Raw genomic sequence first — 21,207 nt, forward strand, 5'->3', positions numbered from 1 at the left:
TGAGGCCCTCTCCACCGGCTTTGTCAGTGCTTGCCTTTGAGCGCCGGCTGCTCCAGCGGCAGGATCACCTCGGCGGAGACCCCCGGCCGGTTGTCGCGGATGCTGACGGCGCCCGCATGGAGATCGGCGATGGCGCGAACGAGGCTGAGGCCAAGGCCGCTTCCGTCGGTCGTCCGGCTCTTGTCGAGCCGGTAGAGCCGCCGAAACACTTTCTCGCGCTCGCCGGCGGGAATGCCCGGGCCGTCGTCGTTCACCGCCACCACCGCGCTGTCACCCTTCCGCGCCAGCGCGATCGAGATCGCAGCACCGGGCGGGCAATGCCTTATGGCGTTTTCCACGAGGTTGACGAACATCTGCGTCAGCAGTTCCCGGTCGCCGCTGATCGTCAGCGCCCCCGCCTCGATCGAGGTGGAAAGAATGTGGCCGCTATCCTCGGCAACACCGGCATAGATTTCCGCAACCGAGGCCACGAGGTCGGTCAAGTCGATGCTTTGAAAACGGGTTCTGCGCGCACCCGCCTCGATCTGCGAGATCCTGAGCAGCGCCTCGAAAGTGGCGTTGATCTGGCCGGCCTCGGCGCGCGCGTCGAAAAGAGCGTCCGTCACGTTCTCGCCGCGCTCGTCGCCGCTGATTGCCGCCTCAACCTGCATCCTCAGACGGTTGAGCGGCGTCTTCAGTTCATGGGCGATGTCGGAGCTCACCTGCCGCATTGTTTCCATCAGTGCCGACAGCCGGTCGAGCGCCTCGTTGACCTGGCCGGAGACGACATCGATGTCGTCGCCATTGCCGCGCAAAGGCACGCGCGCATCGAACATGCCGTGCGAAACCGCTGTCATCGCCCCGGCGATGCCGTCCAGCCTGCGCTGCACCTTTCGCGCCAGAAGTATGCCGCCGATGATCGCGCCGGCCATGGCGACAAGCGTGGCCCAGACGAAACTCAGAAAGGCGATATGTTCGAGCCGGTTCGTCGCCGCGTAACTCCGCCCGACGATCAGCCGGTTGCTGCCGATCACGCCCGAGAATGCGCGATAGTCGGCGCCGTCACGCAGGCCCAGCGCCACGGACCCCACCGTCGAAAAGCCGTCCGGCAAGGGTGGTGTCGAGACGTCGCCGGCAATCTGCCGGCCATCGGCGCCGAAGACGCAAAACACCCATTCGCGCGCCCGGTTCACCCGCGAATAGGCATCGACCATGGCGATCAGATCCTCCAGATCGTCTGAGGATGCGATCACCGCGTGCAGATCCGCGACCGAACTGTCGAGCGAGCGCTGCAGTTCCCGCCGCATGAACTGGTAGGTGACGAAGCCGGCCGCAACGAAGGTGAGGAAAAAGACGAGCCCGAAGGTCACCGCCAGGCGAAACGGGGTCGAGCGCCACAGCCTAGCGCGCGGCATGCAGGCTGTATCCGATATTGCGCACGGTATGGATCAGCGGCACGTCGAAGGGCTTGTCGACCTTGGCGCGCAGGCGGCTGACATGGGTCTCGACGACACTCGTCTTCGGGTCGAAATGAAAGTCCCAGACCTTTTCCAGAAGCATGGTCCGGGTCAGCACCCGGCCCTCGCCGCGCATCAGCACCTCCAGCAGGGTGAATTCCCTTGGCTGCAGGTCGATGCGCTCGCCCGCCCGTGTCACCGAGCGCCGCACGAGATCCATTTCAAGATCCGCCACCGTCAGCATCGTCGGCCGCTCCGACATCGGCGGCCGGCGCGCCAGCGCGTTGACCCGCGCCATCAGCTCGGAAAAGGCGAAGGGCTTGACGAGATAGTCGTCGGCGCCGGCTTCGAGCCCCTCCACGCGGTCGTCGACGCCGCCGATCGAGGTCAGAAACAGGGCCGGCACCTTGATCCGCGCGGCGCGGATCGCTTTTACCACCGACAGGCCGTCGAGCCCCGGCAGCATCCGGTCGATCACCAGCACGTCATAGGTTTCGCGCGTCGCCTGGTAGAGCCCGTCGCGGCCGTCGTCCACAAGGTCGCAGACATGGCCCGCTTCCGCCATGCCGCGCTGCACGAACTCGGCGGTCTTTCGGTCGTCTTCGATCAGCAGGATTCGCATCAAGTCGCCCCGGAATGTCCATGCGCTTGCAGAGGCCGTATCGCCTCGGATCCGTCCCGTTGCGGTTGCCGCAGCAACGGATCGGCACCAACCATTCGGCGCACAGATGCGCGCCATTGTCACCTTACGAATTGGTATGGTTCCGGCAAAGCGGAGGCAACATCCGGCAGCCAGTTTCAGCGCCGCACCCTGCAACGTCAACAGCCGATGGAGCCTTCCATGAACTCTTACGTCCGCTTCGCGCTCGCCAGCCTGTTCGCCCTCGCCATGCATTCGGCAAGCCTTGCCAAGGTCCCCTGCGAAGACACGCTGAAGGATGTCCGCAGCGCCCGATCGGCTGCGACGCTCAGCACCACGGATGCCGTCAAGGTCGATGAACTCATCAACAAGGGCATCGATCGCTGCAATGCCGATGATGACGACAGGGCCAACGGGCTCTTCAAGCAGGCCATGACCGCGATGGGCAAGTAAGCGAAACCGGAGCGATCGCCATGCGTCCCCAGTCCCTTGACATGTCCAACATCAACCGCGTTCCCCGCGTCACGGCCGATTTCTGGCTGATCAAGCTCATGGCCGTCACCATGGGCGAAACCGCGGCCGACTATCTCGCGGTCAATCTGGGCCTCGGGCTCACGGCCACGTCGCTGATCATGAGCGTAGTCCTCATCCTGACGCTCGGCCTGCAATTCGCCCAGAAGCGCTACGTTCCCTGGGCCTACTGGCTGGCGGTGGTGCTGATCAGCGTCGTCGGAACGCTGATCACCGACAATCTCACCGACAATCTGGGCGTACCGCTCGAAACCTCCACCATCGTCTTCAGCATGGCGCTCGTGACCACGTTCGCGCTCTGGTATGCGAGCGAGCGAACGCTGTCGATCCACTCGATCTACACGACCCGGCGGGAAGCCTTCTACTGGCTAGCGATCCTGTTCACCTTCGCGCTGGGAACGGCGGCGGGCGACCTCGTCGCCGAGCGCTTCGAGTTTGGCTACTTCACCACTGCCCTGCTCTTTGCCGCGGTCATCGCCGTCATCGCCTTCGGCTACTATGCCTTCAAGCTCAACGCCGTCGCCGCCTTCTGGCTCGCCTACATCTTCACCCGGCCTGCCGGCGCTTCGGTCGGCGACCTCCTGGCGCAGCCGATCGAATATGGCGGCCTCGGCCTTGGCACTGTTGTCACCAGCGTCCTGTTTCTGGCGGTCATCCTGGTCACGGTCACTTACATGATGTTTTCCTACGAACCGGAGGTGGCCGCCACGCCGGAAGGAAGAGCCTTCCCGCGATAATCGTTACCGTGCCTGAGAGACCGACGCCGCCCCCATCCACACGGCTCCGGTCGCTGTCCGCCCGCCCCTCAGGCCGGCTCGAGCGTCGCATGTTCATCCGAACATGCGACGCTCGTCGCGGTGCACAGCCCGCGCCGACGCGCGAGGATTCGAACCCACCGCCGCGCGGCGATCAGGCTGCTAGGCGCGAGCCGCGCATGAAACGGCGCCGCTGGTAGTGGCCAATCCGCGCCGCTCCCCTTCACGCCCCTTCCTTCTCCCGCGAGAGCCCCAGCTGCCAGTGCAGCTCCGTCAGCCCGCGCTTCAGCCAGGCGAGCTGGGGTTCCGGCATGGTGCGCAGCATCTCGTAGTCCATGATGCAGACGTTGAAGACCGTGGTCTTCACCTGCGGCCCGTCTTTCAGCTTCAACAGCACGCCTTCGAGCTCCATCATCCGGTTCGCCGCCTGGCGTGCGCCGCGGGCGCGCTCGGCGTTGGTCTCGCCGGCAAAGCCCTTGACGTCGAACAGCGACTGCGCCCGCACGCTCGGGAAAGGAATGCCCGTGAGGCTGTAATAGCGCGCCATCTGGCGGCTGTATTCGTCTCCTGCCTCGCGCTCGTGCGCCGTCAGCTTGCCGTCGAGGAACATGCGGCCGAGCGTGTAGCCGGCAAAGGGGCTGGCAACATCGGCGTCACGCCTGCCGGAAAAATGCATGCGCCGGCGCGCCTCCAGCGCCACGGAGCAAACCTCGCGCTCGCTTTCGCCATGCTTGATCTGACCGCCCGGATAGCGCGCCACATTGGCCTTGCGCGGCCGGCCCGCCCGGCTGGCGCGCTTGATGCGAATGCGCTCTGCCTTGGATGTCATCGTCTCTTCTCCTTTTGCAATCTGCATGTGCTCTCGCCCGCTGCACCTGTCTGCGACCGCGGGCGGGATGAAACTCGTCTGGAAATCAAAGTGCCGGCGCGCCGATCCCGTCGGCACCGGCATTCGCGGGCAAATGGCCCGGCCGCTGCGCCCGTACACGCCGCCGCTCCTTGCCGGGCTCGCGCTTGTTGACGGCATGCAGCACAGAGGTGTGGTCGCGCCGAAAAATCCGCCCGAGCGCCGGCAGCGAAAGATCCGCCCGCTCATCGTAAACGGCGGTCATGCAGCGGTGCCGCGGCTCGACCAGCCGCCGCTCGCGGCCGACGCCGATGATCTCCTCGAAGCTGATCCCCGGATAGGCGACCAGCACCTCCTCGATGATCGCCCGCACCGGCCGGCGGTTGAACAGGTCGCTGTTTGCCGCCGCCGTCGCGCCGCAGATCATCCGCGCCTGCGAGAGGATGCGCGCTTCGGCATCGGCAAGCGCCAGTTCCAACTCCTGGATCCGGCCTGCCTGCGCCCGCACCTGAACGGCGACGATGCCGACGAGATCGTCGAGCGTCGCCGGCTTTGCCGCTACGCTCCCCGCGTCGTCCGCCCCGAAGGGCATCGTGTCCGCCACCCCTTCCGCTACCTGTCCTGTCGTAAATTCAATGCCTTCAGACCGCATGGAAAGCCTCCCTCGAAATGGCTGGATTGAGATTTGCGCGCTCGACGCCCGCCGCGGCCAAACCGCGAGAGGCGTTTGCCGCGGCCGGGGTTTGCGCAGTTGCATGATCCGTGCGCCCATCAACCGCGCCCCTTTCGGCCGGTATGTTTGCACCTTGCGCCCGCCCGTCAGTGGAAACGCCGTCCCGCCCGGCCTTGGCTGCCGCATGCGCCTGACGGAAGCCTTCGACCAGCGCCCGCACCCGGATGCGACTTGCCGGCGATCGGTGACCGTCTGCCGGGCGTGGCGTCAGCGCCGCAACCATCTCGCGTTTGCGGGCAAGATCTGCCCGGAGGCCCAGCGCTTCCGCCTTGGCGAGCGCTGCCAGCACCGGCGGCTTGGGGATCGTGCCCAGAAGCACGTTCGGATTGGCGGCATAATCGCCGCGGATCAGCTTCTGCGTCGCCGCCGAAAGCCCCGAGGCCGGCACGCCCGAAAGCGCATAGTGGTAGACCGCAACGATCTTCCTCGGCTCGATCGTCGGGGGCATCGTCATGCCGGCCGTCTGCATCGCATCGAGGCTGCGCAGCACCGCCGCCTCGCTGACGCAGGCCAGCCTCTCAGTGAGCGCGGTAATCTCCCGGCCCAAGGTCGAAAGCCGGGCCTCCGCCGGCGAAATCATCAGTTCTGAATAGGTCATTGGTCTCGTTTCCGTTCAGTTGGTTTTCGATTGTCTGCCTGCATTCCCGCTGGTGGCGGGCAAAGGCGGTTTCCTGCGGCGGCGCCTGCGGGTGATGGCCGCGACGGGTCTGTCCGCCGCCGCGCAAGCCGCGGCCGCCGGCGTTGCGCATCCAGTTTCGCCAGGTGGCGGCCCAGTCGAGCTTGGTCGCATCGCGTCCGGATTTGGCGCGCCAGTAGTCGCGGAACTTGTCGAACTCGACGCCCGCCTCGGCCCGGCCGAAGCCGAGGCCGGCGGCAAAGCCCCAGTCGGGCTCGAAATCTTCAGGCAGCCGCATCGCCCGGCCGTTCCCCTTGCGCCGCGGGCCTGCCGCGTCGGGCACGGCTGCGGCCCGGACCGGCCGGTCGGCATCCCCACCCGGATTCGGGTCGGGAGAGTTAGTTTCTTTAGGGGGTACGGGGGAGCTTTCTTTATCAGAGAGGGCACCGTTCGCCGTCACCGTGACGTCGCGTGACGTCACGCGCGCCCGGCGGCGCTGCTGCCTTTCGCGGTCCCCTGCCCGGCGCCGCTCGATCTCGGAGACGTCCCCCGCCTCGGCAGCGCGCACGGCAGAAAGGATCATCTCGGGCGACGCGCCCGATTGAACCAGGGCTTCGACGATTGCGGTAATGCGCATCTGCTCAACCCCTCGCCGGCAGGCAGGAATGAAGGCGCCGCGCCTGACCGGAAACAGGGCTCGACACCTCGCTACGGCGACGAAGCCCGGCCTTGGAACCGGCCTCCCCGCTCGCCAGCCGCGCTCGAGCTCCGCGCATCGGCAAAACCCCGCGCCCTCCCGGCGCCCTCCCTGTCACATCACCGTCAGCCATGTCGTTTCCCATGCCTTCCCCATTTGGCCGTACCCATTGGCACGGCCATTCGTCGCGCCTGCCGCGCGCCCGCTTCCGATTGTTCTTCCCGTCACCCACCGGCTGCCCACCGTCAGGCAGTTCCGGCACCTCCCGGTGCCGAGACGCCGCCGCCCAAGGCGTGGCGCGTCAACGGCCGGAGCCCGCGACCTTGGAGCACCCGGCGCGCACGATCCGCGCGCCGGGTGCCGGATGCCGACGGGGCGCACGTCGCCGACCGCGGACCATCATCGGCCCGCGTGGCAAACCCTGCGCCGGCGCGCCGGCATCGATTGGAAAAGCGAGAGGTCGCCGGGGAGGAAACGACGACCTCTCGCCTGGACCACCGCACAGAGTGCGGCGATCGATACTGCATGCGCCCTGGTCGGCATCGGCCGGAAACGGATCGAGGATCCGCCCCTGCCGTTCGCCGGCCCCGGTGGCGCCGGTGGCGCCGGTGGCGCCATGACGGATATTGCAGCGGTTTCTGCTGCTCATTTCCGTTGACATCCTATTCATAGTAGGATTTCTTATTGCCATCAAGAGGAAAATTCCTATTTGACGACAGAAACGGAATCTGGGATGCCAGTGTCATGGACGAATTGCGCCACCTCATCCGGGAAGCAGTCGACGCGAAGAAGACGACCTACAAGGATCTGTCGATCGCGATCGGGAAGAACCATGCCTATATCCAGCAGTTCGTGGAGCGGGAGACGCCGCGGGAACTGCGCGAGCGCGACGCCCGCGCGATCGTCGAGCTGATCCAGGGCGCTGCGACCGCCGGCGAGGCCGCGCCCAGGCGCGCGCCGGGCTTTGCGCCGCAAATCGTGCCGGGCGAACAACTCGTCGGCCATCGCGATCTGCCGATCTTTGCGGCCGCGCAAGGCGGCGACGGACATGTGATCGTCACCTTCGATGCGGTCGAATACGTGAAGCGCCCGTCCGTGCTCGAGGGCGTCAAGGGCGCCTATGGCATCTACCTCACCGGCAGCTCGATGATCCCGGCCTATGAGCCGGGCGACATGGCGCTCGTCCACCCGCACCTGCCGCCGGCCCGCGACAAGGACGTGGTGCTCTACCATGTGCCGCCTGCCAACGATGCCGAGGCGATCATCAAGCGCCTCGTCTCGTTCAACGACCGCGAATGGACGCTCCGGCAATACAACCCGTTTCTCGAATTCACAGAGAGCCGGGTCGAATGGTCCTTCTGCCACCGGGTCGTCGGCAAATACAGCGCGCGGTAAGCGGGGCGAGCACCACAAACAATCACAGGATCTTAAAGAGATTGAGCGGCAATCCAGTCGGGATCGCCGGGCAGCCGCCCGCTTAGGCACGCCGCAATCTTCCAGCCCGCTCGTCGCGCTTTAAGTCTTTGATTTCTCGCCCATCGCCGCCGCAAACAGCACAAATAAGCGAGTTGCCTTAGTCGGAAGACCGATCGACCAAGGCCTGAAAAGCAGCATCAACCGCTGCCCGCGGGCTGTTTGCGACCACCCAGATCGGATCGGCCGCAGCGACGACCCTATCACCGGAACCACCAAGGTCAGCCGCCCGAACCGCCTCGAAAATGGCGCAGGCGCGCTTGCTCCTGCGATTGTACGCAAGCTCGAACATGGCCTCTGGAGGCCCGGCAGGATCGGCAAACACCTGCACGACATAGGCCCGAAATCCGCGCCTGTCGTCGCAAAAATTGATCTGTCGCAGGAGAGTGGGGCTCAACTCTGCCTCGTCAACCGGAATGGGCGAAGACCAATATTGACCGGTAGACGGCTCGCCGCTTGCCGACGGACATCATTTCACGCCTCCCAACATAGCGTGACGACATTACCACGCCGCGCCCAGCTCGTAACCAATGAACATTGAGTGGCTCCCAAGCGGTGAGCGCCTTTCTTCGACCGCTCACGGATGTGACCGTTACGGGCCACCCCTGCCCGGCGACAGCCGTCACGCCGCCATCGCCTCCGCAATCTCCGTGGGCAGGTCGCCGATCGTAAAGAGCACCTTGGCCTCTTCGAATTCCCCCGTCGCCAGGTCGCCCGAGCGGCTAAAGGCGATCACCCCAACCTTGGTCGCCGACAGCCTTTCGGCCAGCCGTTGCGCATGCTCGGGCCCGGTCGCCTGCACCGGGTCGTCGGCGAGGAATGCGCCGCGGCTCCCCAGCGTGAAGCTCTGAACGACGAAGTAGGTGATCATCCCATGCTCCTTTTCCGCCACCTGGAATGGCGAGCCCACAGTGGCGCAATCCAACGAACAAAACAAGAACAAACGGCCCGTCATCGACAACTTGCGTGAGGCACTTCCTGCCGACAGTGTTTTTCCTATTGACTTATCGATAGGATTTTTCCTATATTCAGCACGAAAACACAGCCGGAGGGGCCGACAGGAAACCCGCGAAGGGTGTTCCAGCGTGCACCTCGAACAGACGAGGTGAACGATGTCGGATGCGATCTCCGTGGGCGCCGCAACGGCGATGAGCGCTGCGCCCTTTCTCCAGCGCCGAGAGCTCATTCTCGCCATGATGACGCTCGGTGCCGGCACCTTCTTCGACGAGACCGACACGACGGGCACCACCTACAAAACGGCGGCCGATTGGCTCCATGTGCATGACGGCGAGCATGTGGAGCGGCTGATCCGCTTCGATCTCGACGCACTTCATGGCGAAGACGTCACCGAGACTGTCGCCGATGCCTGGCTGAACGGCTTTGACCAGAGCCCCGAACAGGAACACAGACTGCCCGCCTTCGTGCGAACGTCGCAGGCCTGGGAACGCTGGTGCGCCGATTTCGGTGTACGGCGCGCACCGTTCAACCAAACCGCCCACGGCACCCTCAACCACCGCCAGCAGTTCGGAACCAGCCTGCGATGACCGTCACGCTCGACAGATCCGCCCTCTTTGCGGCCATCGAAGCCTTCTGGGAAACCGAAGGCGGCAACGACCGAGGTATCGAGGCGGCGATTTTGGCCTACCTGCAGCGCCAGGGGCTTGCCACCTTCGACGGCATGGCGACGCGCAAGCGCGCCGCACTCGCCGCAGCCACCGCCCGGCCCACGTGACCTCCGCCCGCCGCAACGCCCTCACGCGCCCAATATTGGCAATCTCCATTCATTTGCGAACATGCTAATAAATAAGGAAGGCATCGCGGAGGAGAATCCATGCCACGGCTTGCGCAACTCTATTTCAAGACCGCAATCATCTTCCTGATCATCGGCCTCTGCATGGGCCTGCATATGGCGATCAGCCAGGACCATGCGGCAACACCGGCCCACGCCCATACGAACCTGCTCGGCTGGGTGACGATGGCGATCTTCGGCATCTACTACGCGCTCAACCCGGCCAAGGCCGAGCGGCGTCTGGCCCTCGTCCAGTATTATGTCTACACGTCAGGCGTCGCGGTGCTCGTGCCATCGCTCTACCTGATGACGACAGGCAGGCCGGAGATCGAGCCCATCGTCGCCGTCGCATCGATCGTCGCCTTCCTTGGCGTGCTGCTGTTCGCCGTGGTGATCTTCAGCAGCGCTGAAAGTGCCACGCGCGCCAGCACCGCTCCATTGCGGTAGGCAGGCCGCCGCCATGCGGCGCGCCTCGCCTCGCGTCACTTCGATGTCGATTTCAGCACGCGGTGGGTCGCATCATCCAGCGCGTGGCCGGTTTCGACACCGTCCTGCCGAAAGCCGCGCGCCGTGTTGGCGCAAGCCGAGAGCGTAAGCACCGCCAGGCACAGGAGCGTCAGCATTGCTTTTGACATGATCGTCTCCGTCATTTCCTCCAATCGGAAATGAAGCGCTGGCCGACAAAGTCAATCGATCGCCTTGAAAACCGTACGGTAGAGCGACCGCAGGGCCGGCCTCCCCGCCATCCGGCCGGGCCACTTTATTTTGGCAACCGTACCAGAATCGGCGAATCCGGCCTTTCCCGCGCCGCCGGATGCACGTTAGCTTCCGTACCGCGCAGTACGTTCTTTCTGGACTGCGCTTCCCCGCACCCCGAGCCATTTTGGGTGCCTGCTTGCCCCGCCCTCGTGCGGGGCTCTTTCTTTTCGCGGAGCCGCCGGGCCGTTATCACCGCTCGCTCGGCCCTCGTCTCACTCCACTTTGAACACCGCGTCGCCGACAAAGACGATGACATATTGCCCGCCCTCACCCTCGCGCGCCCAGCCCTGCAGCACCTCCGCATAGGGCGTGCGCTTCCAGGCGTCCGGATGATCCGGATCGACGAGAACCGTCACCTGCGGCCCCTGGCGATAAATCATCATATGCGCGTGCGCCGGATCCCACGCCTCGCCGAGCGTCTCGTCCGTGCGCCAAAGACAGAGAAAGTCGCGGCAAAGCTGCGGCCGATCCTCGTAGATCCGGCACCCCGTACCCGTGCAGTGCCGACACCAGGCATTGGCCGGCTTCTCCAGCGCGTCGATATCCGGCAGCCGGCAGCAGAGCGTGCAGGTGCCGCAGACGCGCTCGGCAAGCGGGATGGCGCTGAAATCGGAAGATGCGGTCATGCGGCGTGGTCTATCACCGCGGCCGGCCGCAAGGAAACCCGCAAAACATCGAGCCTGCCGCGGCCGCCGACGCCGAGCGATTGCCGGCGCCAGCCTAGACGAGGGGCGTCAGCCTAGACGAGAGAACGAAGGCGATCTTGATGCGACCGCCCACCCGTTACCCGATCCGCGGACAGCCGCTGCGATTGGCCAGATAGATCCGGGCATATTGGCCACGTCGGGTTTCCCCTTCGACGACGATCCGGTTGCGGCTCATCGCGGCAATTTCCGGATCACGCAACCCGGCGCGATAGGCCCGGCGCAACGCCTGGCTGGAACTGCAGCCGCGTGGGCGAACGTAATCTTCGTCGTCATAGCGCCGCTCGCGGCGGAAGTCGTCGCCGTAATAATCCCGGTCGCGCCCGATATAGAGGTCGAGCGATTGCGCCGGTGAAACGGCCGGCATTGCGGTCACCGATCCCGCGGCCACCAGGGCCGCCATCAATAGCTTGCTCATCAAGTTTGTCATTTCTGCCTCCTCCACTCCTGGCGCTTCAGCGCGAACGTGGATGAAGGAGAAACAGGGCAGCGGGCGAAAAGTTTCGAGGAAAAACAACGAAACGCCATCCGCAGGCCCGGGCTCGATGCCGTCGGGTATCGCCGGCGAAGGGCTTTTTGCACCCGCAGAGACTGTGGCGCCACGGCCTGCTCAACGTGGGCGGGCCGGTGGAAAGGCAGCTTCCCGATCCCCATATCCGTGCGATCGTATGGATTGCCACGTCTGTGCTTTTGATTTAGTCCGGGATTATATTATTTATGACAAATGTCGGAATGAGCATGACCGATATCGCTTATCCCTTCCAGAATCGTTCCGATGCCGAGTCGATCACCGATCGAAGCTTCTTCGATCGCATCGCGACCTGGTACGAAACGACCAAGGTCGAGCGACGTGAGCGCAGGATGAACCATGCGGTCGATCTGCGCTGCGTCAGCCCCCAGGGGCAGACGTCGCTCTATCCCGATGACCTGCCGCTGATCTTTTTGACCCGCAACGACGCCAAGCTGATGCCGGGCTTTCTCGCCCATTACCGGTCGCTCGGTATCACCCGCTTCATCTGCGTCGACGATGCCTCCAGCGACGGCACGCGCGAATTCCTGCTCTGTCAGCCGGATGTCGACCTGTGGTCATCCTCGGTCCGCTACAAGGATGCCCGGCGCGGACGCGCCTGGAGAGAATCGCTTTTTGCGCTTTATGGCGGCGAGCGCTGGTATGTGAACGTCGATTCCGACGAGTTCCTGATCTATGACGATTGCGAAAACCGCACGCTCTGGTCCGTCATCCACGCGCTCGAGAGCCTGAAGATCTCGCGCCTGCCGGCGCCGATGCTGGATATGTACCCGGTCGATCTCGGTGCCGCCGACATCGACCAGCTGAAGACCAGCGCCCCTTGGGAGGTCGCCGATCACTTCGACAGCCGGGGCTACACCCTCACGACGACCAAGCGTGCGATCACCATCAAGGGCGGCGCCCGCCACCGCGAATTCGAATCGGACCTCGAGCTGATCAAGTATCCGCTGATCTTTTGGGACGAGGACTGTCGCTTCGGCCCCAGCATCCACCAGCCGCTCCCCTATCAACGCAACTTCTCATCTATTCTCGGCACGTTGCTGCACTTCAAGTTCTTTGCCGACTACCAGAAGGTCATCAACGACGCGGTGGCCGATGGACAATATTTCGACGGCTCGGCGGCCTACGCCAAGATGACGGATGCGCTGTCGAGCACCGGCGCGCTGCAACTTTTCTCCGAGTCCTCGATGAAGTTCGATGGATCGAAGCAATTGCTGCGGCTCGGCTTCATTACCGCCGTCCCGAAGTCGGCCGACGAAGGCCGTTAAAGCGGGTTTGTCGACTCGCGCTTGCAGCTTCATTTAGCCGGCTGTCTTTGGGGTAAAACCACCTCGCCGACCCCCACATACCAGTTGCGGATGCATGTGCCGGGGCGGTCCCAGCCTCTCTGCGCCACGCTCGGCATGTCTTTTTCAACCGACCCGCGAACCGGCCTGTTGATAATTCGACCAACCGCTCCATTTACAGCTTCGAGGCACTTAACCTGAGGAGAAGCCTTGATGAATCGAAACACCGTCATCGGTATCGTGGTTGTGGTCGTGCTCATTGTACTTGCGGTGATGTTCCTCAAACCGGGGGCGAACCAGCAGGCAACCGAGACAGCACCGGCAACGACGACGACACAGCCGGCAACCACCGAGCAGCCAGCGACGACCCAGCAGCCCGCAACGACAGACCAGTCGGCGACACCGCCTGCAACAACCACGCAGCCGTCGACGACGCAGCCTGCGACGAGCCCGTAATCTCTCGATAGCGCCCGGCGCCGAAAACGCAATCACCCACGGGCTCCGCCCGTGGGTGATCTTTATCCGGATTGCGAAAGCGAGGTGGCGACGGGGTATCGCCCCGTTCGCGAGCTAGGCCCGCGCTATTTCCTCACCACGGCTTGAATATTGGAAGGCATCATCGAATCGATCTTGTGATCGTCGGTGTATTTCCACGTCGTATCGTACTGCTGGGTAATGAAGACGTCGAAGAACCGGGCCGAGCGCGCCATGAGCTCGATGAACGGCCGCGCCAGCGGAAACACGTCGCACTGCAGGAGAATGCGCTGCATCAGGATGCCGATCGTCTCGAACGGCATGCTCGAGCCGCGCAGGTCTTCGATCTCGCTCCAGTCCTTGAACAGCATCTTGAAGGAGAAGGGCGTGAAGTGGAAATAGTTCTCGGGCCCCTCGTGGAAGGAGAACACCGCCGAGGCGGAGATGATCAGCTTGCCGTTCGGCTTCAGGATCCGGCGCATGTCGTCGATCAGCCGCTGCGGATCGGGAACATGCTCGAGCAGTCCGGTGCAGAGCACGATGTCGTAGCTTTCGCTCTCGATCGCATCGAGATGGTAATGCGTGTCGACGACGAGATCGGCCTTCTTGCGATCGGACTTCGAGACCAGGAACGAGTTCGGGAAAAACTCAGTATAGTCAACGTCTTCGGTGTGAACGATGATCGTGCGCTTGTTCGAAGCATTTTCCTGGCATAGCCGCACCAGGTTCTTCGTCGAAAGCTTTCCCCCGAAGTAGTTCTTTCGCGAGAGCTTTTGCCAGCGTGTGCGTTTCGCCCGCTGTTCCTTGCCGCTGAGTTCCGGGGAAGTCATTTCCGTCATGGATTACCCGCCTTTGTTTTGTGGCGCTGGCATATCTTATCGGCGGTAAGCATTGCAAGCGCCATGACTGTCAGTACTGGATTGGCGTAGCCGTAGGAGGTGAAGACCGACGCGCCCGCCGCATAGAGGTTGTCGACGCCGTGCACCCGGCCATCGCGATCGATGACGGACATGTCGGCCGAGCGGCCCATGCGCGTCGTGCCCATGAAATGGGAATGGATGCCGGTGATGTCCCAGGGCTTGCCCACCGGCGGCAGCGTCGGGATCAGCTTGCCGATATTGTGGCGCAACAGCAGCCCAGAAAGCTCGTCGAGAAATTCGCGGATCGACGCCTGGTCCTCTTCCGTCAGCGACCAGCGCACCACCCCCTTCGGCAAGCCATGGGGATCGCGCGCCTCGCTCAGCTCGACCCTGTGCTCGGCATTGGGATGCTGGTCGAAGAAACCGCGCACGACCAGAATCGAGCCGCCCGGCCCGAGCAACCCCATCTTGCCGATGACGTTGAAGGCGACCTGGCCGACAACCGCCAGCGCCGAGGTCAGGCGACGACGCAAGGTCGATTGCGGGCGATCGCCACCCTCGCCGGCAGCCACCACGTGCTGCGCATGTTCGAGAAGCTTGAGCCCGATCGATTCAAACCGTGGCGAAAACTGAACATAGTGGTTCAGCTGGTCTCTCTTCCGATCCTTGCGCACGCCGACACCGAAGCGCAGCGAGCTGCTACCGCTCTTGTGGTCGCCGAACAGCGGTCCTGCCGTCTTCACCGTCTTGAACAGGTGAATACGCCCGACATTCGCCTTCGGATGGGTGGAAAAGAAGCGGCCGATATTGTCGTTTGCCAGAAACCCGCCCTGGCGGCTGTTCAGCATGATGCGCGGGTTTTCAAGCCCGCCGGCGCAAAGCACGAATTCCGGGGCGGAAAGCTCCACGGTCCGCCCCTCGCCGATCGCCGCCCGCACTGCGCCGACGCGATCCCCCGCAGCGGTCGGGATCACCTGCAGCACCCGGCAATTATAGACGATGGTGAGATCAGGGTTCTTGCCCGCAAGCGCCTTCAGATAGTCCTGACCGTTGAAGGCCGGGCGGCTCCACTGGAACCGCTTGACCGAGACCTCCGGGTCGGAGACGAAATCCTGCCAAGGCGCCGCGCCGCCGTCATAGGCGGGCACCCGGTCGATATCGTCGATCGGCTTCAGTTGCAGCAGCTCGATCGCCTGCTGGTAGTACCCGTCGAGTTCCGCCCGCTCCAGCGGCCAGTCGTTGCCCGACGTCAGGTCGACGTCTTCAAGCGGCGCAACGCGCCCGGACCAGAGGTTGGTCGCCCCGCCGATCTGGAATGAAAGCCCGAACGGTTCCTGGTTGGCGATCTCGAAGAAGGGCGAGCTGTCGGAGTTGACGAGGTTGTCGCCGGTTTCAAGCAGCGTGACCTTCAGCCCTGCTGCCAGAAGCCGCGTCGCCATGGCGCAGGCCGCGGCCCCCGATCCGACGATCAGCACGTCGGAGCCGATCGCCTGCAGGGCCTCGTCGCTGCACGCGCGCGCGTCAATAATATTCGTGGTGCCCGTCATCGCTGCTGCACTTCCACCCGCGGTTTCAGATGCCGGATGTCCCGACCTTGTTACCGTCATAGCTAATTGAGCAAAGCGGGCAAGCACGCTCGTCGATATAATCAGGGAAAACCCGCCTATGCGGCCGGCGGAAGGCCGTGGTCACACGTCGGCCAGATCTCGCAGAAAGTCATTTGCCTTCCCACTCCCATAGAAAACGCTTTCGCAGTTCCAGCATGCATTCATGCCAATTGTCGCGCTGGCAAGCAGCGATCGCCTTGATCACGTGCCCCTTGAGAGCCAAGTGGCTATAGCGCGGCAACTCGAGAACGCGCGTACGTGGGCTTCGCTTTGGCCTGTTGTTCGGGGTGACCACGAACACGGAGAAGCTCTCCGCCCAGCTGTCTTCCTTGGTGCCGATTTCCAGTTGCAGCAGAAACGTCACGTCATCTGGCGCAGGCGCCTCGGGTCCGGCGTCGTAATCGAAATCGAACTCGACCCACACGCCGGGCAGCAGACCAAAGGTGAAGGCCGATTTCAGATCGAGTTCCCGAAACATAGGACGCTAGCCCGCCAAGTCTGATTGGTCAGAGGCTGCCGCGCGGCCGGCCGCCGTCGGGCTGCGAAACAAAAAAAGCGCCAGCGCCGCAAGGGCAACCGCACCCCAGGCGCCGGGTGCACGGCCAAAACCGCCGGCAGCGACGGAACATCCATAAAGAAACAGGAACGCGATTCCCGTATTGGCGACGCCGAGATCGACGAGCCGCCGCAACGTCAGGAAAACCATAGAGGCAAGGCCGAAAATCAGCATCGACTTTGCAACCAGCGACGCTTCGTCGGCCGCAGCGAATGGAAAAAGCGCCGCAAGGAGCACGGCGCAAGCCACCATGCCGAAAAGATAATCCAGCCGGCCGAGCGGGACGGTGGAAAAGAGTATGCGCCTGATCCCGCTCAATCCCATTCTCTCCTACTCGCATTGATTGCACGTCGACGATATACCTGCCGACGCTACAAAGTTCCATCCTCGGAACGCGTTTGCCGAGTGCGGAAACGTCGAACTCCCAGCGCCCCCGGCACCACCTGTTGGCCGGTTCACCACCCTGTTCCCTTCTGGCTTGCCGGTGCTATGAATTCAGCACCACCCGTGGAGCCCTGAATGCGCGTCATCTTCCTCTGTTCGCTGCTGTTTCTTTCGTCCTGCATCCCGCACATTCCGGAAGAGGTTCTCGATGCAGGCTGGTGCCGGGATATGGCGGCGGCAAAGGCCAAGGCGACCGGCAAGGGGCGGGAGAACCTTGCCGCGGCAATGATCAGGCATGACTGCGCGGCCAAGCTCGCCGCGCCAGTCCCCCAATGAGCCGATTGTCCTTGGACCCGACGTTCAGCGGCCACCGGTTGCTGCGGGAAAAGAGGCCCGCCGAAGCGGGCCTCAATTGTGTTTGATCATCACCGGGTAGCCGACCGGCATCTGCCAAAGCGAAATGTCGGCGATTTCCCGCCTCTTCATGCCTTCTTCCGCTTCCGCGCCGATGTCGCGCAGCATGCGGTCGGAGAGGTGGCTGATCTGGTTGAGCGTCCGCTGACGCCTCCAGACGGCACGGAGGAAAGCACCGACCGTACGGCGGAAGCCGAACGTTCGAAACAAGTCGTCCATGATCGCCGGCAAGGTGCCGGCGGCGTTCAAGTGCAATTCGCGCATGATTGTTTCCCGCCGCGCAAAGCGGTCGGGCCTTCTAGATTATAGATGCGCGCGGACACGGAAATACGTTCCGGGAACCGGTCACATCAAGTCAAAATGGAAAATACGAAAAGGCGAAAAGGCGGAACGTGGGCGGCGCTTATGCGCCAAAGTAACCCATAGCATTGCGGCGTGGTCGTCGTGACGAGCATGCCACTCCACCAGAGGCAAGCATCTGCACAAAATTGATCTTCATCGTATGCCTCCTCTAGTTTGAGTTCCGATTTGGCGAAAATTACACGAGTTTACTTCCCCGGCAAGAGGACAATCTGGAAGCGCAGGAATGAAGAGGCGCCTGTTGCATGTCTGCAACAGCGATCGTTCGCACCATTTTTGGGCCGGGCATTGACAATTCCTGGTTGCGCCATGAGATACTGCTCGCCACAACTCGCCGCCGTTGAAGAGAGGGAGATCATGGTGTCCGCAATGCAGCACGCAAAGAAGAGTTCCGTGTTCACGATCGCGACGCTGCTTGCAGCGGCAGCCGGTTCAGCTCCCGCTCAAGCCTATTCGCTCTATCGAACGATGCAGACAGATCGGAGCGGCTCCCTCCGATGGATCGCCGCCAACTTCGGCGTCAGCGGCCCTTCGCCGGGGCTTCACCTCTTCCATTACGCAAACGATGCAGCTGCGCGCGCCGCGATGCCGAATGCGCCGTGCCTGTTGAAAATCGATCTCCCCGAGATCGCCAGTCCCAAGCCCGGCAGCGCCGCTCCGGTTGGAGAATCTCGGATCTCCGTTGACGCAGGCCGAATGGATCAGCCTCATCCATTTCCCTGGAGCGCCGAGTTCGACAACAATCCTGCGGGTCATTGGGCTATTCCGCGCTCGCAGATCAGCGCAGTGCCCACCAACAACGCCGCCAGCCGTGTCGCCGCAGCAGGCTTTCGCAGCCTTGCAACCACCCCGGGCTCGGGCGTTACCGTCGTCAATGGAAACCTTGCAAATTGCGCGGTCGATTGAGCTCGACGCCTTCCCCTCAGCAGCCCGTTGTCAAAAACAGGCAAGCGGCTATTGAAGCCCCGACCCAACGGGAGCAGGACTTAATTGATCAAACGATTTTCCACGATCCTGACAGCCAGCCTTCTGGCCGCAACAACCACGAATGCCGAAGCACAGGCTTGTCGACCGGGAAAAGCAACCTACGCGTTTGATTGGAATGGAGAGGATGGCGGGGAGGAGCCGAAAATCCGAACAGTCTATCGGGAGTACAGCAACCCGCCCCCAGGCCCTAACGATCTGATTCCGCGCGACCACCCGGTCAGCTTCGAAACCTTCAAGAACGGCAAGCTGCTCTGGTCGCTGGCTGGCAAGGTGTCCTGTGGATACCCCGAGTGCTTTCTCAATCTCGAAAAGAATCAGATTGCTGACAAGGACGAGCAACGCGAACAGTGCTCTTCGATCCCGGTCACGATGCAGGATATCTTTGAAGAGGGCCAAATCCGCTACAAGGCGTTCGGGCTGTTGACGGGCTACTCCATGGGATGCGGAAAATATCTCGCCGTTCGCGTGGCGGACGCTGGCGCGCTCAGCGAAAGAGAACGCAGCGAGAATGTCTTCCTCCTTCCGCCTTACGTCCGGTTCGAATCATGCTCCGAATAGGATGCGGCAAAAGAGGGAACACGCCGTGCCGCGCCGAAGCACCAAGTGACATTGTAACTTTGCGCAACAACGGACAGTTCAACCTTGCCGCCACACGGCGCATATCTTTGACCGGCCGTTTTCTCGGTCGGGCCGGACGAAAAGGCTGGCAAAGAGTGAAGTGGCACTTTGAAGCAGCGTGAGGCTTCGAGCCCGAGCCCGGCTGTGGCGCCCTTGCCGCCCGTCACGTGATTCAGATTGCCCGCTCTTGAGCATCGGCACTGCAGCCCCTATTGGAAGAACGCCGATTGGGCTTCAAAATCAGATGGATGCTTTCATGAATCTCGACGTTCAGGACATCAACGGCGCCTGTCATTGCCAGACAGTCCGCTTCAATGTGCGGCTGAAGAACGGCCTTCATACGGCCCGCCGCTGCACCTGCTCCTACTGCCAGCTGAAGGGTGCGGTTGCGGTTTCGGCAGCAAAGGACGGCGTGACCGTTCTTTCGGGCGGTGAGGCATTGACCAAGTATCAGTTCAACACCCATGCGGCCGAGCATTACTTCTGCTCGAAATGCGGAATCTACACCTTCCACAAGCCGCGCTCGAACCCCGATTTCTACGGCGTCAACGCCGCGTGCCTCGAAGGCGTCAGCCCTTTCGATTTTGAGGAACTGCCCGTCAACGACGGCATCAATCATCCGATGGACACCAAGGGATCGACCGGCCCCCGGCTCGCCGGAACCCTGAGGTATTTTCCCGCCAAGTGAATCTGGCAACATACGGAAGCAAAGGCTGTAGAGCAGTCGCTTCCGCTCGACCCGCCGCTGATCGTGGCCGTGCCTGCGCCGTGGCCGCGATCAAGTCGTGGATGGTCGCCCTGCCTGGAAGGCCAATGCGGTTGACACAGCTCCGCGCGGCGGCGCCAAGGCCGAACCGGGTGTTTTCTACAAGGGAAACGGACCGCAGATCTTTCCAAGCCTCCTGAACCCGGACAATCGTCGAGGCTTGAGGAACACAGCAGAACCAAGGCTTTAGGAGAAGTTTTGGTGGGTGATCACGGGCTCGAACCGTGGACCCGCTGATTAAGAGTCAGCTGCTCTACCAACTGAGCTAATCACCCATCCGCGACCGCTGCGGTGTGTCCCGCTGCTGTCGTGAGGGGGCGTATAAAGGCGTTCGGTTTGGTTGTCCAGCGCCTTTGTGAAAATCTTTTGAAAAATTTCATGGGGCTAGCGCACCCCCTGTGGAGAACTTGCCCCGCCTCAGCCAAGCGCGTTACGACCACATCCGCGCGCCCTGCCGATACAGGCTAAAGGGGAAACGCGACGAAAGACCCGTTTTACGCGAGCCGCATGCTCGGCATACTGCAACGAAGCGGGGCACACGAAACGAGCGATGATTGGAGAGGTTATCCCCATGCGCAGCACGATCGCCACAGGAATGCTCGTCGGTATCCTTGCCGGCATCGCCACGGAGGCGAAAGCAGACGTGCCGTTCTTCAACGCCACCTGCCCCGGCCGCATCGAGGTCCACGCCGATCGGGGCGGTCCCGTCTACATCAACGGCAGCGAGGCACGCCTGAAGCGGTTCAGCAACGACTACTACGAGGCGAGCCAGGGACGAACCACCGTCTCGATCAGCGTCAACCGCGATGGTTCGCCCTCGATCAGTTACACCCGCCGGGGCGCCGGCAATGGCGTCTGCCGTGTCACGTCGGCCGGCGGAAACACACGGCCACGCCCGGAACGGCCGCCGCAATATGACGACACGCAACAGCCGGATCGTGTCGGCGCAAGGATGATGCCGCGCTTCTGCCAGGGCGAAGCCTCCGCCGCCTTCGGCGTGCGCCCCAATCGCATCGCCGTCAACATGGCCTTCCGAAGCGGCCGCTATTATTGGGTGCAGGGCAACTACGATGGCAGCCGCGGCGCCACCTTCTTCAATTGCCGCTTCGACCTCAGGGGCAACTTCATCGACGTGCGCTGATCCCGGGAACGATTGAAGGCAAGACTCTGGCCGTTTCCGACCGCTCCGGCGGAAACGGCTGTGAGTTTCTCATCGCGAGATGCAAATACCCTCTTGAGTGTGATGAGGTCGTGCGCTAAAGCGACGCCATGGATGGGTGATTAGCTCAGTTGGTAGAGCAGCTGACTCTTAATCAGCGGGTCCACGGTTCGAGCCCGTGATCACCCACCAAAACTTCTCTTAAAGCGCTGATTAAGCTCAATTTT

The 21,207-nt window shown here is 62.9% G+C and carries 28 protein-coding genes and 2 tRNA genes; 14 read left to right on the forward strand and 16 right to left on the reverse strand.

Annotated elements, in window-relative coordinates:
* Positions 1-23: 23 nt before the first annotated feature.
* Both ACIQUG_RS05550 and ACIQUG_RS05555 read right to left on the reverse strand, forming a co-directional pair.
* Positions 24-1,394: an ATP-binding protein gene (locus ACIQUG_RS05550; RefSeq protein WP_402318314.1), complete on the reverse strand. Its 1,371-nt coding sequence runs from the start codon at positions 1,392-1,394 to the stop codon at positions 24-26.
* Positions 1,381-2,058, reverse strand: a complete 678-nt coding sequence (locus ACIQUG_RS05555) for a winged helix-turn-helix domain-containing protein (protein ID WP_043619189.1) — start codon at positions 2,056-2,058, stop codon at positions 1,381-1,383. The genes ACIQUG_RS05550 and ACIQUG_RS05555 overlap by 14 nt, the downstream gene beginning before the upstream one ends.
* A gap of 219 nt (positions 2,059-2,277) precedes the next feature.
* On the opposite strand from ACIQUG_RS05555, the gene ACIQUG_RS05560 reads away from it, so the two are divergent.
* Together ACIQUG_RS05560 and ACIQUG_RS05565 are read left to right on the forward strand one after the other, a co-directional pair.
* The gene (locus tag ACIQUG_RS05560; RefSeq protein WP_402318318.1) at positions 2,278-2,529 is read left to right on the forward strand and encodes a hypothetical protein; all 252 of its coding nucleotides are present in this window, start codon (positions 2,278-2,280) and stop codon (positions 2,527-2,529) included.
* Between the two features lie 20 nt (positions 2,530-2,549).
* Positions 2,550-3,344 carry a hypothetical protein gene (locus tag ACIQUG_RS05565; RefSeq protein WP_402318321.1) on the forward strand — a complete coding sequence of 265 codons (795 nt, stop codon included), beginning with the start codon at positions 2,550-2,552 and terminating at the stop codon, positions 3,342-3,344.
* A gap of 241 nt (positions 3,345-3,585) precedes the next feature.
* On the opposite strand, the gene ACIQUG_RS05570 is transcribed toward ACIQUG_RS05565, so the two are convergent.
* The 4 genes from ACIQUG_RS05570 to ACIQUG_RS05585 form a co-directional block, all read right to left on the reverse strand.
* Positions 3,586-4,191: a hypothetical protein gene (locus ACIQUG_RS05570; protein ID WP_402318323.1), complete on the reverse strand. Its 606-nt coding sequence runs from the start codon at positions 4,189-4,191 to the stop codon at positions 3,586-3,588.
* 85 nt (positions 4,192-4,276) lie between these two features.
* Entirely contained in the window at positions 4,277-4,861 is a 585-nt protein-coding gene (locus ACIQUG_RS05575; RefSeq protein ID WP_402318326.1) for a helix-turn-helix domain-containing protein, read from the reverse strand.
* Entirely contained in the window at positions 4,851-5,540 is a 690-nt protein-coding gene (locus ACIQUG_RS05580; RefSeq protein ID WP_402318329.1) for a hypothetical protein, read from the reverse strand. The genes ACIQUG_RS05575 and ACIQUG_RS05580 overlap by 11 nt, the downstream gene beginning before the upstream one ends.
* The gene (locus tag ACIQUG_RS05585; RefSeq protein ID WP_402318332.1) at positions 5,461-6,195 is read right to left on the reverse strand and encodes a hypothetical protein; all 735 of its coding nucleotides are present in this window, start codon (positions 6,193-6,195) and stop codon (positions 5,461-5,463) included. The genes ACIQUG_RS05580 and ACIQUG_RS05585 overlap by 80 nt, the downstream gene beginning before the upstream one ends.
* Positions 6,196-6,999: 804 nt before the next feature.
* Between ACIQUG_RS05585 and ACIQUG_RS05590 the strand changes: the two genes are divergently transcribed.
* Positions 7,000-7,650 (forward strand): S24 family peptidase, encoded by a 651-nt coding sequence (locus tag ACIQUG_RS05590; protein WP_205238517.1) that lies wholly within the window; start codon positions 7,000-7,002, stop codon positions 7,648-7,650.
* A gap of 700 nt (positions 7,651-8,350) precedes the next feature.
* On the opposite strand, the gene ACIQUG_RS05595 is transcribed toward ACIQUG_RS05590, so the two are convergent.
* Entirely contained in the window at positions 8,351-8,599 is a 249-nt protein-coding gene (locus ACIQUG_RS05595) for a hypothetical protein (RefSeq protein ID WP_402318335.1), read from the reverse strand.
* A gap of 241 nt (positions 8,600-8,840) precedes the next feature.
* Here ACIQUG_RS05595 and ACIQUG_RS05600 point away from each other — a divergent pair, with 241 nt between their 5' ends.
* From ACIQUG_RS05600 to ACIQUG_RS05610, 3 genes are all read left to right on the forward strand, one after another.
* Complete coding sequence (locus ACIQUG_RS05600; protein WP_402318338.1) at positions 8,841-9,272, forward strand: hypothetical protein; 432 nt, start codon at positions 8,841-8,843, stop codon at positions 9,270-9,272.
* A complete protein-coding gene (locus ACIQUG_RS05605) occupies positions 9,269-9,460 on the forward strand; it encodes a hypothetical protein (RefSeq protein ID WP_043626251.1) in 192 nt (63 codons plus the stop codon). Before ACIQUG_RS05600 ends, ACIQUG_RS05605 begins: the two co-directional genes overlap by 4 nt.
* A 99-nt stretch (positions 9,461-9,559) precedes the next feature.
* Positions 9,560-9,964: a hypothetical protein gene (locus tag ACIQUG_RS05610; RefSeq protein WP_402318341.1), complete on the forward strand. Its 405-nt coding sequence runs from the start codon at positions 9,560-9,562 to the stop codon at positions 9,962-9,964.
* Between the two features lie 35 nt (positions 9,965-9,999).
* On the opposite strand, the gene ACIQUG_RS05615 is transcribed toward ACIQUG_RS05610, so the two are convergent.
* From ACIQUG_RS05615 to ACIQUG_RS05625, 3 genes are all read right to left on the reverse strand, one after another.
* Positions 10,000-10,152, reverse strand: coding sequence for a hypothetical protein (locus ACIQUG_RS05615; RefSeq protein WP_043626273.1), 153 nt, complete (start codon positions 10,150-10,152; stop codon positions 10,000-10,002).
* 336 nt (positions 10,153-10,488) lie between these two features.
* The gene (locus ACIQUG_RS05620; protein WP_402318343.1) at positions 10,489-10,902 is read right to left on the reverse strand and encodes a YkgJ family cysteine cluster protein; all 414 of its coding nucleotides are present in this window, start codon (positions 10,900-10,902) and stop codon (positions 10,489-10,491) included.
* Positions 10,903-11,059: 157 nt separating this feature from the next.
* Positions 11,060-11,497, reverse strand: a complete 438-nt coding sequence (locus ACIQUG_RS05625) for a hypothetical protein (protein WP_402318345.1) — start codon at positions 11,495-11,497, stop codon at positions 11,060-11,062.
* A gap of 296 nt (positions 11,498-11,793) precedes the next feature.
* Here ACIQUG_RS05625 and ACIQUG_RS05630 point away from each other — a divergent pair, with 296 nt between their 5' ends.
* Both ACIQUG_RS05630 and ACIQUG_RS05635 read left to right on the forward strand, forming a co-directional pair.
* Complete coding sequence (locus tag ACIQUG_RS05630; RefSeq protein ID WP_402320582.1) at positions 11,794-12,777, forward strand: glycosyltransferase family 2 protein; 984 nt, start codon at positions 11,794-11,796, stop codon at positions 12,775-12,777.
* 231 nt (positions 12,778-13,008) lie between these two features.
* Positions 13,009-13,251: a dynamin gene (locus ACIQUG_RS05635; RefSeq protein ID WP_402318348.1), complete on the forward strand. Its 243-nt coding sequence runs from the start codon at positions 13,009-13,011 to the stop codon at positions 13,249-13,251.
* Positions 13,252-13,376: 125 nt separating this feature from the next.
* On the opposite strand, the gene ACIQUG_RS05640 is transcribed toward ACIQUG_RS05635, so the two are convergent.
* The 4 genes from ACIQUG_RS05640 to ACIQUG_RS05655 all read right to left on the reverse strand — a co-directional run bounded on the left by ACIQUG_RS05640 (position 13,377) and on the right by ACIQUG_RS05655 (position 16,610).
* Complete coding sequence (locus ACIQUG_RS05640) at positions 13,377-14,108, reverse strand: class I SAM-dependent methyltransferase (RefSeq protein ID WP_051659275.1); 732 nt, start codon at positions 14,106-14,108, stop codon at positions 13,377-13,379.
* Entirely contained in the window at positions 14,105-15,676 is a 1,572-nt protein-coding gene (locus ACIQUG_RS05645; protein WP_402318352.1) for a GMC oxidoreductase, read from the reverse strand. Before ACIQUG_RS05645 ends, ACIQUG_RS05640 begins: the two co-directional genes overlap by 4 nt.
* 169 nt (positions 15,677-15,845) lie before the next feature.
* Positions 15,846-16,214 (reverse strand): Imm8 family immunity protein, encoded by a 369-nt coding sequence (locus ACIQUG_RS05650; protein WP_402318354.1) that lies wholly within the window; start codon positions 16,212-16,214, stop codon positions 15,846-15,848.
* Between the two features lie 6 nt (positions 16,215-16,220).
* Positions 16,221-16,610, reverse strand: a complete 390-nt coding sequence (locus ACIQUG_RS05655) for a hypothetical protein (RefSeq protein ID WP_402318358.1) — start codon at positions 16,608-16,610, stop codon at positions 16,221-16,223.
* Between the two features lie 201 nt (positions 16,611-16,811).
* Here ACIQUG_RS05655 and ACIQUG_RS05660 point away from each other — a divergent pair, with 201 nt between their 5' ends.
* Entirely contained in the window at positions 16,812-17,012 is a 201-nt protein-coding gene (locus ACIQUG_RS05660) for a hypothetical protein (RefSeq protein WP_402318361.1), read from the forward strand.
* Between the two features lie 72 nt (positions 17,013-17,084).
* On the opposite strand, the gene ACIQUG_RS05665 is transcribed toward ACIQUG_RS05660, so the two are convergent.
* Positions 17,085-17,354, reverse strand: a complete 270-nt coding sequence (locus ACIQUG_RS05665) for a DUF1127 domain-containing protein (RefSeq protein WP_402318364.1) — start codon at positions 17,352-17,354, stop codon at positions 17,085-17,087.
* Positions 17,355-17,618: 264 nt separating this feature from the next.
* Between ACIQUG_RS05665 and ACIQUG_RS05670 the strand changes: the two genes are divergently transcribed.
* The 3 genes from ACIQUG_RS05670 to ACIQUG_RS05680 all read left to right on the forward strand — a co-directional run bounded on the left by ACIQUG_RS05670 (position 17,619) and on the right by ACIQUG_RS05680 (position 19,743).
* Positions 17,619-18,356: a hypothetical protein gene (locus ACIQUG_RS05670; protein ID WP_402318367.1), complete on the forward strand. Its 738-nt coding sequence runs from the start codon at positions 17,619-17,621 to the stop codon at positions 18,354-18,356.
* An 84-nt stretch (positions 18,357-18,440) separates the two neighbouring features.
* Positions 18,441-18,995 (forward strand): hypothetical protein, encoded by a 555-nt coding sequence (locus ACIQUG_RS05675; protein WP_402318370.1) that lies wholly within the window; start codon positions 18,441-18,443, stop codon positions 18,993-18,995.
* Positions 18,996-19,311: 316 nt separating this feature from the next.
* Positions 19,312-19,743 carry a GFA family protein gene (locus tag ACIQUG_RS05680; RefSeq protein WP_402318373.1) on the forward strand — a complete coding sequence of 144 codons (432 nt, stop codon included), beginning with the start codon at positions 19,312-19,314 and terminating at the stop codon, positions 19,741-19,743.
* 277 nt (positions 19,744-20,020) lie between these two features.
* Here ACIQUG_RS05680 and ACIQUG_RS05685 read toward each other — a convergent pair.
* Positions 20,021-20,096 (reverse strand) — tRNA-Lys (locus ACIQUG_RS05685).
* A 296-nt stretch (positions 20,097-20,392) separates the two neighbouring features.
* On the opposite strand from ACIQUG_RS05685, the gene ACIQUG_RS05690 reads away from it, so the two are divergent.
* Together ACIQUG_RS05690 and ACIQUG_RS05695 are read left to right on the forward strand one after the other, a co-directional pair.
* Entirely contained in the window at positions 20,393-20,962 is a 570-nt protein-coding gene (locus ACIQUG_RS05690; protein ID WP_402318376.1) for a hypothetical protein, read from the forward strand.
* Between the two features lie 134 nt (positions 20,963-21,096).
* Positions 21,097-21,172: transfer RNA gene (locus ACIQUG_RS05695), tRNA-Lys, on the forward strand.
* The last annotated feature ends 35 nt before the right edge of the window (positions 21,173-21,207 follow it).

The sequence above is a fragment of the Ensifer sp. NPDC090286 genome (assembly GCF_044769565.1).
Lineage (GTDB): Bacteria > Pseudomonadota > Alphaproteobacteria > Rhizobiales > Rhizobiaceae > Ensifer.

Coding starts and splice junctions, on each gene's coding strand:
- ACIQUG_RS05550 (WP_402318314.1), bottom strand. CDS start 1,394: ATGCCGCGCGCTAGGCTGTGGCGCTCGACCCCGTTTCGCCTGGCGGTG.
- ACIQUG_RS05555 (WP_043619189.1), bottom strand. CDS start 2,058: ATGCGAATCCTGCTGATCGAAGACGACCGAAAGACCGCCGAGTTCGTG.
- ACIQUG_RS05560 (WP_402318318.1), top strand. CDS start 2,278: ATGAACTCTTACGTCCGCTTCGCGCTCGCCAGCCTGTTCGCCCTCGCC.
- ACIQUG_RS05565 (WP_402318321.1), top strand. CDS start 2,550: ATGCGTCCCCAGTCCCTTGACATGTCCAACATCAACCGCGTTCCCCGC.
- ACIQUG_RS05570 (WP_402318323.1), bottom strand. CDS start 4,191: ATGACATCCAAGGCAGAGCGCATTCGCATCAAGCGCGCCAGCCGGGCG.
- ACIQUG_RS05575 (WP_402318326.1), bottom strand. CDS start 4,861: ATGCGGTCTGAAGGCATTGAATTTACGACAGGACAGGTAGCGGAAGGG.
- ACIQUG_RS05580 (WP_402318329.1), bottom strand. CDS start 5,540: ATGACCTATTCAGAACTGATGATTTCGCCGGCGGAGGCCCGGCTTTCG.
- ACIQUG_RS05585 (WP_402318332.1), bottom strand. CDS start 6,195: ATGCGCATTACCGCAATCGTCGAAGCCCTGGTTCAATCGGGCGCGTCG.
- ACIQUG_RS05590 (WP_205238517.1), top strand. CDS start 7,000: ATGGACGAATTGCGCCACCTCATCCGGGAAGCAGTCGACGCGAAGAAG.
- ACIQUG_RS05595 (WP_402318335.1), bottom strand. CDS start 8,599: ATGATCACCTACTTCGTCGTTCAGAGCTTCACGCTGGGGAGCCGCGGC.
- ACIQUG_RS05600 (WP_402318338.1), top strand. CDS start 8,841: ATGTCGGATGCGATCTCCGTGGGCGCCGCAACGGCGATGAGCGCTGCG.
- ACIQUG_RS05605 (WP_043626251.1), top strand. CDS start 9,269: ATGACCGTCACGCTCGACAGATCCGCCCTCTTTGCGGCCATCGAAGCC.
- ACIQUG_RS05610 (WP_402318341.1), top strand. CDS start 9,560: ATGCCACGGCTTGCGCAACTCTATTTCAAGACCGCAATCATCTTCCTG.
- ACIQUG_RS05615 (WP_043626273.1), bottom strand. CDS start 10,152: ATGTCAAAAGCAATGCTGACGCTCCTGTGCCTGGCGGTGCTTACGCTC.
- ACIQUG_RS05620 (WP_402318343.1), bottom strand. CDS start 10,902: ATGACCGCATCTTCCGATTTCAGCGCCATCCCGCTTGCCGAGCGCGTC.
- ACIQUG_RS05635 (WP_402318348.1), top strand. CDS start 13,009: ATGAATCGAAACACCGTCATCGGTATCGTGGTTGTGGTCGTGCTCATT.
- ACIQUG_RS05640 (WP_051659275.1), bottom strand. CDS start 14,108: ATGACGGAAATGACTTCCCCGGAACTCAGCGGCAAGGAACAGCGGGCG.
- ACIQUG_RS05645 (WP_402318352.1), bottom strand. CDS start 15,676: ATGACGGGCACCACGAATATTATTGACGCGCGCGCGTGCAGCGACGAG.
- ACIQUG_RS05650 (WP_402318354.1), bottom strand. CDS start 16,214: ATGTTTCGGGAACTCGATCTGAAATCGGCCTTCACCTTTGGTCTGCTG.
- ACIQUG_RS05660 (WP_402318361.1), top strand. CDS start 16,812: ATGCGCGTCATCTTCCTCTGTTCGCTGCTGTTTCTTTCGTCCTGCATC.
- ACIQUG_RS05665 (WP_402318364.1), bottom strand. CDS start 17,354: ATGCGCGAATTGCACTTGAACGCCGCCGGCACCTTGCCGGCGATCATG.
- ACIQUG_RS05680 (WP_402318373.1), top strand. CDS start 19,312: ATGAATCTCGACGTTCAGGACATCAACGGCGCCTGTCATTGCCAGACA.
- ACIQUG_RS05690 (WP_402318376.1), top strand. CDS start 20,393: ATGCGCAGCACGATCGCCACAGGAATGCTCGTCGGTATCCTTGCCGGC.